We start from the raw sequence: 12,906 nt of genomic DNA, 5'->3' as shown, positions 1-12,906 counted from the left end.
CTTCCAAATCTATTTTATGTGTTTCTCATACCATTCCTGATACTCTTGGTAACTGTTGAGCGGAGTCTCTTCCTTTGTTTTGGGATCTATCCCAACAACATCTAGCTTATCCTGACCGACCGGCGCAAACCAATGGCGCATATCTTGGAAAATAGCTTCCGGATCGGAATAGGCTCCTTTTCTAACTACTATATTAGCGGCTCCCTCCATAGCCTTATAATATTCGGGGTAGTCCCTAATAAAGTTTATATTAGTATCTTCTCTCACTTTTGAATCATTACTGTAGGCTAAATCGTAAGTGGGTATGAAGCCGTATTCAGTAGCTATCTTATCTAGATTGGTATAATCGAACGAAAAAGGGGTTCGTTTTGATTCTGCTTTATCTGTAGGTAGAGCTGGCACTATCTGTTCAGAAGCTACATCCAAAGCAACCTCCTTCTTATCTTCTCTATTTTGCTTATTCCTCAAAGAAAAAACTAAATAATCTTTCCCATCATTAGTGTAATTTCTTGTAGAATAAAAATCTACTCTATAATTTTGGTCATAGGTTTGGATCAGTTTGACTACATCAATCGTCTTTGGTAGGTTCTCTAAATGATTGAGATCATAAACATCTAGTGTTAATTCCACTAAATTACTGTCGCTCCTCCCAACAAATTTTGCATTACTTGTGACAAAATAGTTAGATAGAACATTTGGAGTCATAAGTTCCTTCATTTTATAGTAAACATAGCGATTCTGGGAACCAAAGGTTTCGATACGCTCCACCTCCGTTTTAACTATCAATACCTCATGGTCTTCCTGCCATTGGACATATATGGGCCAAGTATAGGAATAGACACCATAGCCCACCAAAGAAACTAAAAGCAATCCCACAAACACCTTAGTTCGGAAGCTGAGAGTCTTTAGGTATTTCATTTGGTAAGAATCCTCCTTCTGCTATTTTTTTATAAACATCAATATATTCACTAGCTAATCTCTCTCGAGTATAAGACTCACCTTTAGAATCTATGAGTGCTTTCTTATCACTCGCTCCATGTAATCCCTTCCAGACTTTGGTAATCCCGACTTGATCAATTGTTTTGTCTCCTTTTCCTCGGAGATAATTTTTCACTTCTTCTGTGTAGGGACCACTATCACTTGGGATGCTTTCCAGGATTTTTTGGGATTTTTCTACATCTTTTAAAGCTGCCTCAACACTTTTTCCATTTTCCAAGGCCTTATGGAATGTGAGAGCTTTCAAGCCTGTCCTATCCATGTCATGAATCTGTAGGGCCGACTGAAGATCATACTGCGGAGTAAAACTAACAGCCTTATAACTGTAATCTCCTCTAACTGTATCCGTAATAGAGCGACCTCCATAGTCAACTAATGCAGCTTTCAAAGCTGTATCTGATTTAACCATTTGCTCTGTAATCTCATTGGAAGTTTCTATATATTTACTTACGGCATACAGTGCATCCAAGGATAAACCGGCCGGCTTAGCAAACTTACCAGAAAAGTAGTCCTTATTATTTCTAACGGCTTCAATATGGTCTGACACTCCATCTTTATAAGTGAATGTATCTGAGAGAACAGTAATCCCCATTGCAGCGAGTGGCCCGTATGGACCTGCCGCCATTGAAGCTCCCATCTTCATAACATTTGACAAAAAATCTAGTGCAGCTTTATTTCGTCTCTCATCCAGTTCAAGAGCATTCTTCGCCTCCTTTTCTCCAAAAACGGAAAGTGCATAATCATAAGAACTCACATGCACCTGCCCATTACTTCCAACTTGATAGTGCTTCATGTTAAAAGCGAGACCTTGTGTTGTCAATTTAAGAGATTTTGTATCCATCAGATGAGACACTACAGTTTCTCCCATTGATTGAGGAATTCTATCGGTCCCTACTTGGAAAACATTCATCCCTTCAAATAAACCTGTCAAAGAATTTGCTAAAAAAAGTTTCTGACGAATTTTAGCTAATTCTGGTTCAGCTTTCAACAATTCCTCTTTATACTTCTCATAATCCTCAACAGAGCCATTCTCAGGAAATTCAGGTTTAATTTCAAATGCTTTTCCGATAAGTAACAAGCCATAGCGATCCCCTCCCTTAATCAACTTTTCTGTATAAATCTTTACATGAGGAGAATCTTGATCTTGAAGTGCATCTAAAAAGTTTTTTATGTTTGAAAAATCACTCTTCCCTTCTTGAATGCGCTCAACTTCTGTAAAAATAAATCCATATACAACCGTCATCATGTTCTCGCTAACATGTGTCGCATCTATTTTCCCAAGATTATCATAGGGAGCTGGAGAATAAAGCGCCTCTATGACTTTCCCATCTCCAGAATCACTGATAGCATCTATAGCGTCTAGTTGACTGACGCTTGTGATGCGTTTCTCAGCAATTGCTTGAACAACCGCGCTTGGATCCAACTCCCCTAAATAGCGAGCATGATTTAAAACATTTTGTATGGCATCAAGGTTGCTTTTTGCTGTTTTTAGTCCACTAATAAATAGTTCATAGTAGGACTGCATGTCCCCATCTACACCTGTACGCTTGCTTGCGGCAGCATCCAGCGAATTTGAAGCATTTTCATATTCTGAAAATACACTAATTTCCCCATAACCTAGAATCGCCGATGCTGTCGCAAAATAACTATCTAAGCTTTTCTGGATATCTTCAATCTTAGTTTTTTGATCTTTTTTGAGCTTTTGTGTAGCTCCCTCAACTCCTTCTTCTCCATCCTTTGACCAAGCTTCCTTGTCAAATCCCAAAGCAGTCATAAAAGATTCATAATTAGACATTGTTGCTCCAAAAGCCTCAAGATAAGATGGATAGCTCTCAAAAACTTGACTTTGGATTGTGTTTAGTTTATTTACAAACTCTTTAATCACAAGTCCTTCATTTCCCGAAACTTTTAATTTAAATTTATTATTTGCTTGTACTACTCCAGACTCATACTTTTTAGCTAGTTCCTTCATCTTTTCGCCAAAAAATTTAAGCTGCTCCAAATTGGTTATTGTAATAGTTGCCATTCGTACTCCTATTCTATAAACGTGAAAAATATTACGCTTAAAGCAAAAGTGATGCTTCTTGCTGAAGGGCTCTATATTTAGACTCTAAATCACCAATAACAGTTGATCTTTTCTTATTAAAAGCTCCCTCAACATCAGATAGAATCGCTTCTTCATCAGTGGTTAAATTTTCATATTTTTTACCAGCTAAATGATATATGGATTTTATTGTTTCATTATCAGATAAAACATACTCAACTTTGGTAGTGATACCTTTCAAACCAGCAATGACTTTCTCAATTTGTCGCATTCTGGATCTAATTATTGCCAATTGAGCCTCTTTCCCTTCTGTTTCACTTTCTAAAATTACAGCCATTTTTTCCCCTTTCTATATCATTAATACTTTCATTTTACTTGCCAATCCATCGGCTACATAGTAGTGTTCTTGTTCTTCCAACTGTGGCTCACGGACAGACCTATTAGTCACGGTCAGAACTGATTGGTCGCTTAACCGAAGTCCTACAACAGCCTGCTTATAAGAACGAGCAATTTTTGAGACCACATCAATATGTTTAGCGAGCGCTGGTGAACTCATTACGATTGAGCCATAACCAGCCCGAGATCCCTTTTCTAAGACATAAGCTAGAGTATCAAGCACTTCTGAGTTTAATTCTCCCACCAATTCGGTTAAATTGTAAACAACTACTGTTGCGACATGGTCTCTCTGTTTCTTTTCTAAACGCTCCTGAACCTTGAACTCCATCATATCTAATCCTTCTAGATATTCCTCTGGACTTGCAAGAATCGTCACACCTTCCATTTCAGGCAGATTATGATACTTTGGCGCCAAGACAATGACCTTCTGTTGCCCTTTGGCAATGTGCTTCACGAAGGTTACCATCTGCTCTTCCTTATCTGTTAAGTAGAGGAGATTTCCTTTAGTTAGATTCCACGTAACCGGCTCAACTGTCTCCAAGTCTAGTCCCAGAGGTACGAGTCCTTGTTCATAGGCAGCCTGTACACTTGCACGACCATAGAATTCTGCCTCCGTCAACTCCTCTGGTACCATCGGAATGGCACTTGGTCGTTGTCCGCTCCAAGCTTCTTGGAGAGAAGCGACTTCCTGACGAAGGTTATTGAGGACTTGCGCATCATTGACACCCGCTACTGGCAGAGCCAGCTGGATGACATCAACTTCCTCACGCTTAATGAGCGCTCGACCCTTGATATCTTCCATGGTCATAGCTAATGGCGTAGATCCCACAATCGAGCGAACTTCGCTCACATCATTCTGTGGCAGGCTCAGCTGGTGCTTGAAGTTAGAGTAGAGTTGGGCCCGAAGGTTAGACTGACGGCCCGCTGTCATTAATAGATGCACTCCGATGCTGAGACCTTCACGGGAGATTCTCACTAAGAGCTTGAAGACCTCTGCCTCATAGGCCTCTTCCTTGATTGCCTCATAGCTATCTAAGAGAATGACAATAGAAGGCTCTTCTTGACCGCTAGCCTGACGATAGAGATCCAAGGTCCCAACGCCATAGTCCGATAGGAGTTTCTTACGGCGGTTGAGCTCTCGCTCCATAATCCGCACAAACTTAGAAATCTTCTCTGCTTGATCTAAAAGCATGGTATCTGCCACCTGCGGAAGCTTAGACAAGGGCGCTAGACCATTGGTCCCAAAGTCCATCAAGTACATAGTAAGGGCCTTGGGACTGTGCTTTCTCGCTAAGTCCATAGCCACACTTTGCAGGAAGGTGGTCTTCCCTGTACCTGGACTTCCGTAAAGAAGGACATGCCCATCCTTAGAGAGGTTGATAGAGACAGCTTCTTGCTTCTGTGCCTGTGGGATATCCGCCATCCCGAGTAGGAAGGAAAGAGACTTCTCTTGCTTCCAAGCCTCTGCTGGCTGCACGACTTCCAAGTCCTCTAGTGTGATTCGCTCTTTCAACGGTGGCAACCAAGGTTGTGGTACTGGCGGGATATTCTGCTCTTCACACAGGAGCTGGATATGTTGCACGATCGCATCCAGCTCGGTCGGAACTTCCTTGATCTCATCTGCCTCTTCTAAGCCGGATAGGTCTTCATTCAAAATCTCATATTGACCCAATTCATTGATCAGATAGATGGTATGATCCTCAATCCCCATATCATCCTTATCCGGCTGGTAGTCCGCCCCCGACCAAGCTGACTGGAAGAGTTCATAGACTTCATTATTGCCGACTTGCAGATAAGCTCGGCCTGTCTGAGTGATCTCTGCCGCATCTGGTGTATGAAGCATTTCCATAGAGTCGCCACGATCGGCTACCTTAAGCGCCAACTTAAAGCGGGAGTTGGACCAGATCTGATCATCTACGACCCCAGACGGCTTCTGAGTGGCTAGGATCAAGTGAACTCCGAGGGAACGCCCGACCCGAGCGATAGATACCAGCTCCTTGATAAAGTCGGGCTGGTTAACCTTGAGCTCTGCAAACTCATCCGAGATGAGAAAGAGATGAGGTAAGGGCTCGGTCGCTTCCCCATTCCTAAATTTCTTCTGGTATTGATTGATGTGATTGACTTCAAACTCTCCAAAGAGCCGTTCACGACGATGGATCTCCGCATTGATAGAAGCCAAAGCCCGCATGGATTGGGCACCATCCAAGTTGGTAATGGTCCCCAAGAGATGGGGCAGGTTCTTGAAGAGATTGGCCATTCCCCCACCCTTGTAGTCGATGAGGAGAAAGGCGACATCATGAGGATGGAAGTTGACAGCCAGACTCAGAATATAGGACTGGATGGTTTCTGACTTCCCTGAACCCGTCGTTCCTGCAATCAAACCATGAGGCCCATGGGCCTTTTCATGCAGGTTGAGCTGAACCAGGTCATCCTTGCCACGTAACCCAATCGGCACGGCTAAGCTTTTATAAGGGGCATTCTTTTTCCAACGACTTGATACCTGTAAGTCCTCAAAGGTCTCCACTCCATACATCTCCATAAAGGTAACGGTATCTGGAATCGAACTCTTGAGATTCTGCAAGTGATTGAGCGGTGCCAAGGTACGAGCAATTCGCTCCTTGTCATAATCTGCTGGGAAATGATCCAAGCGGAAGTCGGTTTCCTTCAAGACTCCTTCTTCCATGACCAGTTGTCCCGTATTGCGGTCCTTGATATTGATAACCGTCTGGATATTCTCAGACAAGGAACTCATCACATCCTCTACAAATACGAGAGAACAGCCTAATTCCGTCGGATCTTCGGTAAAGAACTCCATGATCACATGATCCAAAATCAGCTTTTCATCTGTCACTAAAACAACGTAATGGGGATGGAAAAGCGTGCTCTCCTTATGAGAGGCTTCCTCTTTTTGGCTACGGCGCAGTTTTAAGATTTGGTTCAAACTGTTTAAAACTTGGTCCCGTGTCCGTTGATTGTAAACAAAACCGCGAACATTTAGCTCTTGAAGCTTAGCATGGGGAAGCCAACGCATCCAAGACCATTGGTCTCTCTCCTCCTCAGGCAAGATCGTAATAAACTGCACATCATGGTAAGAGTGGAAGGTGGCAAGCTGCATGACTAGAAGTTGCAACTGCTCCAATACTAGATTTCTCGGGCCAACATAGCCCACTGGACCATGGCTAAGATTAGCAGGAATAGGCATATCCGGAATCTTTTTATGACGACTATAGAGAGCGTATCCCTCTTCCTCTAGCGCATCTTTCTTCCCACTGCGCTCCTCTTGCCCATAGGTCAGCTGGTAGCTAGTTGGGAGTTTGCCTAGCCCCAAACGGTAGTAAAGAAAGTCAAAATGAAGTGATGTCTTTTCATAAATCCGGTGATTGTAGCTCTCAACTAGATCGGTCAACTCCAGAACAGTCGGAAAGTGATAATGCATTCCTTCTTTTTGTTCCCGCTCCAAACGAGCCAATTCTATGGCCTTATCTTTCAAATAGAGACGATAAAGATCGATCCGTTCCTTCTTATCAGCCTTATATTTCTTACGATTTTTAAAGAAGCCACGAACAGAAAAGATAACACTGGCAATAGACATAACAACCGTAGCCAGAATATAAATCCCCCGTGGCTGGACTAGTGTAATCAGCACCGTCACCCCAACCATGAGAAGGGGAGGCACAATCAGTCTTAAGAGCTCATCACTAGGCTTATTAGGCTCTTTACTTGGCGGAGCAATCTGGATTTTTTCCTCTGAGCTTCGATAGATAATCCGAGGGGAACGATGGTAGTCGGGATAATCTTCATAAAATCCGTAACGAGACGGATCCCTCAAAGCTAACTGACTACCAGCCTGAGCAAAGCCATAAAGCCATACTTCATCTGGATATATCTTGATAGTCACAGATCCAATACTAATTTCATCACCAAAGTTGAGGATCTGCTGATCCTTTTTTTCTAAGTGGTTGTTTCGATAAAAGTCTCCCTTGAGCCGTGTCAGAGTCCAGCTACCTTGAGACTTTTTCAAAAGAAGCTCAATATCTTCGTCCAGTTTGATAAGAGCGCCTTTTTGAGATCCGACATGGAGCTCCTGCTGATCTAAAAGATCATAGACTCGTGGCTCGGCATCCCGCAGATAAAAGACTGTATCCCCCAGTGCCAAGCCGTCCTTCAATAGTCCAACTTCCTCACCATATTGGTAGAAGACCTCCTCACCATCTGACTTCAGCTGTATAGGTCTGTCTTGTTGCTGGAGATAGACTTGAGCCTTCTCCGTTGCACCGAGCAGGAATGTTTTATCTCCTTCCACTCCTACTTCATAGCGTAGGCCTTTTGTATAGAAAATTACTTGTTTTGTCATGTTTTCTTACTCCTTGGCCTATTTTAGTTGCTCGAGGACGCACTAGATTTCGTCTCAGTTGAAGACTTGCTATCAGAGGCTTCATCTTGCTGACTGGATGTACTAGAGCTAGACTCACTTGCTAAAAGCTCACTTCGACTATCCCAATATTTCTTGTACTCGTTTTCCAAGGAATCCAGTTTGGCTTCACGGTCTTTGCCTGACAACTTATCATCCTCACGAACTTGCTTGATTTCTTGGGTCAAAGCATAAAGAATCAAGTCGCTATCATTAATACGCTTCGCAGTATCTAGAGCATCCTCAAACTTATTGCGACCAATTTGAATCCAATAAATCAGATAAAGCTCATCTGATTTGAGGGTCACATTATTAAGAATAACCTTCTTTTGATCGGAAGAAAACTCCAAACCTTGAATATAAGAGTAAGCTAATTCATACTTTTGAGTATTTGGCAGGCTAGAGGGTGCTACTCCTTCTAACTCTGTGATTACCCCACTATAGTCAACTTTGATGAAAGCAGTATCTGCCTGCAAAAGTTTTTCTTTAAAAGGATTTTGTAGGAAAATCAGATAGACTAAAGGAATGAAGAGCAGAATGATACCTGCTGTCAACCAGATCGTTGCTAATTTAAAAACTCGGTGGCGCCTGCTTGGCACCAAAACTAAATTTGCCTTTTCCTGAGCCGCTTTCTCCAAATAATATTTTTCTAAGACAGCTATCGCATCTGATATGGTCGTTGTCTGGCGTAGCTCGTTAAGAAAGTCTGGTAGAGTTTCTAATTCTAGCGATCCATTGTAGAGATCCATAAAGTCTAAGTCGCTAAAAAGTGTCACTGTAAAACATTTAGCCTGACGTAAAAAGTCCTCTGCTGATAAAGAATGGGGAGTCATGATCCCTGGTACACCTCTATAAGCGATTTTAGCTTGAGCATTCTTAGTGATAAAGAGATTATCTGGATGGAGCAGAAAAGTCACTGGTAGATCTAAGGCTGACTCTAGAGAAAACACATTCAGCGCTAAACGAAGCCGCTCTGAAATCGTACGAGTCTTGAGTTCTCCATAGCTAAGTCCGTAAGGCTCTAATTCATATGTAAACGCCACACTATCCTCATCTGCCTCCATAGTCTGCTCCAAAAAGAGGGGATGATGCAAATCCAAAAGCAGGAGCTCACGCAAATCCTGACTGGCTACATCAGATCTCTTCAGTCTCAGCTGCCAGCTTGTTTCATTTTTTTCATAGATAAATGGCTGTTCGCCAAATACAAATCTTTCTTCAGTCACCTAGTATCTCCTCTATCTCTACTAAATCTCCTGTCGTCATAGGATAATCCGACAAGTATTTACCCTCATCAATTAGTAAACCTTTATTGACAATCCGTAGCTGGTACTTTTTTCGCTTTATATCTGGATTGAAAATATTATCAATTTCTCGAATCAGCCTGCGTACTTCAATCCGCTGGGGAATTCTGATATCTACATCCCTATTTCTTAAGCGCAGAGTAATATTGATATGTTGTTCCATTTCTCACGTCTCTCCTATTTGATATGTCATTCTATGATTATTACTTACTGAGTCGATTCAGCTAATCACACAAAGCCGTCTTCCCCAAATGCAGCTAATCCATCTCCGCCGTCGCTACTCGATAGCTCATAATACCTGTTGCTCCAATAAGCAATATAACGAGTACAGAGTAAAGAATCCCAGGAAGAACGTCACTCAAATCACTAGCATCTTCATCGCCTATGTTTGTTTGTAATTTAGATAATTTTTGAGAATCAAGTTGAAACAGCTGCTCTTCAGGTGATTTTTTCATTGGCCCCTGTATAGCAGAAAACAGCTGGCCCCTTTCGGTGATCAACTGTTCGTCTTGATAGTGTTGGATTTCCTGCAGTTTCTGTCGAGTTGATTCATTAAAAAGATCCTTGATTTGTTCAGACTGCACGCCAAAACTCAATTCCTCTTCTCTCTCAAGTCTGGAATTATCAATTTGTAGGCTATTGTCCTTCAGGTCATCTGCAGCAGCCATTGAGACTGCTGCAGTTATTCCCAAGGAAAGAAATAAGAGAACTATTTTTTTCATATCCTTATTTTCTATACTTTCTCAGTTTGAAGCATTTCATATTGCAAACTTTTCACTTTAACAAAGATATTTGTCATAAGTAACAAAGTTATAACAATCAACATTGCAAAGAAGACAAAGAAGTTTGCTGGCTGACCGTCAAAGTATCCTGAAAGAAGACCTTCTAAAACTGACAAGACATTGAGACTCTTGATAAAGGAAGGGAAGCCTGTCAAGCTAGCTGTTGTACCTATAGCATTCGAAAGATAAACAAAGCTAATCATCATAAAGAAGGCAAGGCCCATACCAATAACACGAGAATGCTTAAGCAACAAATATTGTCCTTGAACCAGAATGAAGGAAGCTGAGACTATTAATAGGACCCATGACGGTAAATATTCTCTACCAACTTGAAGCTGGACGCTAGATACAACCCCAACAATCAAGCCAATAGTCAAAGCCAAGAAAGATAAGATGCCGACATTCATAACATCTGTATCATGTAGTCTATCTAGTTTAAACTTATCTTTGACCTTGCGGATAATATTTTGTGTCGCAAAAAGATAAGCTGTAAATAAGCTGACAATCTCTAATAATAAAATCCAGGTAAATGGACGATAAACATTGATTGTTGCCTTAACAGAAGATGAATTTTGTGCCACTGGATTAGATAAAAATTTGAGTAGAACTTCATTTGGAACCCCATTTTCATAGGCATTATTAAGAACTTTGACAAAGGATTCAACAAAGTTTCCATTAGTAGCTAACTCTTCATTAAACTGCGCCATTAGGGTCTCCGCATCAGTAGACAACTTTTCTGTACTACCTTGAGCAGTAGCTAGCTCACGATTAAAGTTAGTAAAGATTTGATTTGCAGATTCAGCGGCCTGAATATTACTTTGAGATGAAGCCTTCACACCCGATGTTTCTGTTAACAACGAGCTAAATTCAGAATTAAGTGCAGACAAATCGGAGTCCGTTTTAGCTAAAGCTGCCGTACTGCTAGTCTGAGCAGTAGCTATATTAGCCAAGCGCTCCTTCAAACTCTCATAATGCGCCATCTGTTTAGTAATACCGCTCGCTAGCTGTTCATTGTTCTTAGCAATTTCTTCTAAATTCTGCTTTAACTCAGGACCTGTTTTTTTCAACTGCCCCAATGTATCATCAAGTCTTTGTTGCACACTTTTGTTATCTGAAGTGTTCTCCGTCTTAGAAAGGCTTACTTTATACTCATCTAAATTAGATTGGATAGCTTCCAATAGAAGAGATGATAGCACTTCATTCATTCTCCCTGTTTTCAATTGCTCTATAGAAGAATAAACTTGAAGTAAAGAATTGACGTGCTGATAAGCGGAGGCGATTCTTTGCGCTTTATCTCCGTAACTAGCCGCTGCCTGCTGAAGAGCTTGAACATCAATAGGTGCACTAGCAGCAGGTACTCCATCTAGAGAAATCTCTATAGCCCCTGCTGTCGTTGTAGATGCAACATCATTCGTCACACTATAGTGAATTTCAAACTGTGCATTCTCAGCTAGTAAGACCTCTTGGTTTTCTGTGATAGTAGCACCGTTATAAGAAACTGAGTCCACTGTTACACCCGTTTTCGCCTTCCAAGCTACTTTTACCTTCGTACCAGCTGGTGCAGGAAGAGGATTGCTAGCCGTGATAGCTTTAGCAGCTAAAGCATTGAGTTCAGCGCTAGTAGTGCTATCACTAGGAGTCCCAAAGTTTTTCACATCAGGATTAAGAGTCGGTATATTTATAGAAAGATCAAAAGCAGTGAAGCTTTTTCCACTAAAGTCTTCAGACGGTAAAGCTGCAATAGCTGAACTTAGTTCTGCTTTTAGCGTATTTTCTACATCGGTCAATGCAGTAATATTACCCTTATCAAGTACTTGACTTAGAGTAATTACATCACCTTCCTTTACACTATAGTAGTCTGACAGCTTTTTAGAAATAAATTCATTAATCCTATTTTCATGTTCTTTAAACTTTGTACGCTCAGCTTCAAGATTTTTCTCTAAATCATCAACCTGTTGTGTAATATTCTCTGTTAATCCCGCATATGTCCTAGCATCTTTCACATCAGCTTGCCCAAACGAACCAATCTTTTTATCAAGTGCTTCCTGTCCTGTTTGTAAATCGTCATAAAGCTTCTTCGTCTCAGCACTTAAAGTATCACGGCTCATCCCCATCAGCTGATTCATGAAATCAGCATAGCTAATTTGATCCTCACCTCTTTGCTTCAATAAACTATTAAAGTTATTACCATAAGTTGTCTGAGAGTGACCTAAAGTATCAAATACTTGAGAATAACTTTCTAAGGTCGTTTTTAACGTGTTATTCGCATCAACAGAAGATGTGGATAAACTATATAGTGTCGGAAAAATATTTTTAGAACTAATAGCAGTATCTAGCAAATTCGTTTTATAATTCCCGATATTGGTGATTTGAACCTGAGAACTAGCTCGCACATTCTGTTGAGCCGTATATAGATTACTCAAGATACTCGCCATATACATATCAACCAATTGACTGTTCAGGTCAGCAATGATATCCTTTGCTAACTTATTCGCATCATTTTCAATCTGCAAATTCCCTGATGAATTAACCTTGTAAGTCACAGTTGTCTTATCTACGTTGACGCTGTTAACATCTAAGATCTTTTCAGAAAAGTCACTCGGAATAGTTAGAACCAGCTGATACTTCCCTTTTTCTAAACCAGCATCCGCCACTCCACGTGTCACAACAAACCAATTTTGTGAATTATCTCGTTCAATATTCTTAACATAGCTAGCGCCAAGATTATATTCTTTCTTATCTACATTAACGGATTGGTCTTCATTGACAATCGCCACATTAAGCTTTGTCTGCTGGCTTGCCTTCAACTTCGTTTCATTACTACTGCTCGTATTTTTTTGTACAGCTATATTTAGAATAATCATCGTAGCAAGCAAGAAAGCCACTATTAAAGTATTACCTATATATTTTAAAATTTTATTGTTTCGCATTTACCTTATTTAATCTCTATGTTGTTATGATATAAAAACAGGAAGG

At 41.0% G+C, this 12,906-nt stretch carries 8 protein-coding genes; all 8 read right to left on the bottom strand.

Features of this window, described 5'->3' with window-relative positions:
• Window positions 1-9: 9 nt before the first annotated feature.
• The 8 genes from HBA50_RS00490 to esaA all read right to left on the bottom strand — a co-directional run bounded on the left by HBA50_RS00490 (window position 10) and on the right by esaA (window position 12,860).
• Window positions 10-918 (bottom strand): hypothetical protein, encoded by a 909-nt coding sequence (locus HBA50_RS00490; RefSeq protein WP_045500103.1) that lies wholly within the window; start codon window positions 916-918, stop codon window positions 10-12.
• Window positions 884-3,022 carry a hypothetical protein gene (locus tag HBA50_RS00485; RefSeq protein ID WP_045500100.1) on the bottom strand — a complete coding sequence of 713 codons (2,139 nt, stop codon included), beginning with the start codon at window positions 3,020-3,022 and terminating at the stop codon, window positions 884-886. The genes HBA50_RS00490 and HBA50_RS00485 overlap by 35 nt, the downstream gene beginning before the upstream one ends.
• A 37-nt stretch (window positions 3,023-3,059) precedes the next feature.
• Window positions 3,060-3,377 (bottom strand): hypothetical protein, encoded by a 318-nt coding sequence (locus tag HBA50_RS00480; RefSeq protein WP_045500097.1) that lies wholly within the window; start codon window positions 3,375-3,377, stop codon window positions 3,060-3,062.
• 12 nt (window positions 3,378-3,389) lie between these two features.
• Window positions 3,390-7,790 carry a type VII secretion protein EssC gene (gene essC, locus HBA50_RS00475; protein WP_045500095.1) on the bottom strand — a complete coding sequence of 1,467 codons (4,401 nt, stop codon included), beginning with the start codon at window positions 7,788-7,790 and terminating at the stop codon, window positions 3,390-3,392.
• A 23-nt stretch (window positions 7,791-7,813) separates the two neighbouring features.
• Window positions 7,814-9,070: a type VII secretion protein EssB gene (essB, locus tag HBA50_RS00470; protein WP_045500093.1), complete on the bottom strand. Its 1,257-nt coding sequence runs from the start codon at window positions 9,068-9,070 to the stop codon at window positions 7,814-7,816.
• Window positions 9,063-9,311 (bottom strand): EsaB/YukD family protein, encoded by a 249-nt coding sequence (locus tag HBA50_RS00465; RefSeq protein WP_045500090.1) that lies wholly within the window; start codon window positions 9,309-9,311, stop codon window positions 9,063-9,065. Before HBA50_RS00465 ends, essB begins: the two co-directional genes overlap by 8 nt.
• Window positions 9,312-9,405: 94 nt before the next feature.
• Window positions 9,406-9,870, bottom strand: coding sequence for a type VII secretion protein EssA (essA, locus tag HBA50_RS00460; RefSeq protein WP_045500087.1), 465 nt, complete (start codon window positions 9,868-9,870; stop codon window positions 9,406-9,408).
• 11 nt (window positions 9,871-9,881) lie between these two features.
• Window positions 9,882-12,860, bottom strand: coding sequence for a type VII secretion protein EsaA (esaA, locus tag HBA50_RS00455; RefSeq protein ID WP_045500084.1), 2,979 nt, complete (start codon window positions 12,858-12,860; stop codon window positions 9,882-9,884).
• Between the last annotated feature and the right edge of the window lie 46 nt (window positions 12,861-12,906).

Origin of the sequence: Streptococcus cristatus ATCC 51100 (assembly GCF_011612585.1) — a bacterium.
Classification (GTDB): Bacteria; Bacillota; Bacilli; order Lactobacillales; family Streptococcaceae; genus Streptococcus; species Streptococcus cristatus_H.
The sequence above is the reverse complement of the archived record's forward strand: the minus strand, read 5'-3'. Positions and strand labels throughout refer to the sequence as shown.

What these genes read in the sequence shown, in the direction of transcription:
- HBA50_RS00480 (WP_045500097.1), bottom strand. Translation starts at nt 3,377, where the DNA reads ATGGCTGTAATTTTAGAAAGTGAAACAGAAGGGAAAGAGGCTCAATTG.
- essA (WP_045500087.1), bottom strand. Translation starts at nt 9,870, where the DNA reads ATGAAAAAAATAGTTCTCTTATTTCTTTCCTTGGGAATAACTGCAGCA.
- HBA50_RS00490 (WP_045500103.1), bottom strand. Translation starts at nt 918, where the DNA reads ATGAAATACCTAAAGACTCTCAGCTTCCGAACTAAGGTGTTTGTGGGA.
- HBA50_RS00465 (WP_045500090.1), bottom strand. Translation starts at nt 9,311, where the DNA reads ATGGAACAACATATCAATATTACTCTGCGCTTAAGAAATAGGGATGTA.
- esaA (WP_045500084.1), bottom strand. Translation starts at nt 12,860, where the DNA reads ATGCGAAACAATAAAATTTTAAAATATATAGGTAATACTTTAATAGTG.
- essC (WP_045500095.1), bottom strand. Translation starts at nt 7,790, where the DNA reads ATGACAAAACAAGTAATTTTCTATACAAAAGGCCTACGCTATGAAGTA.
- HBA50_RS00485 (WP_045500100.1), bottom strand. Translation starts at nt 3,022, where the DNA reads ATGGCAACTATTACAATAACCAATTTGGAGCAGCTTAAATTTTTTGGC.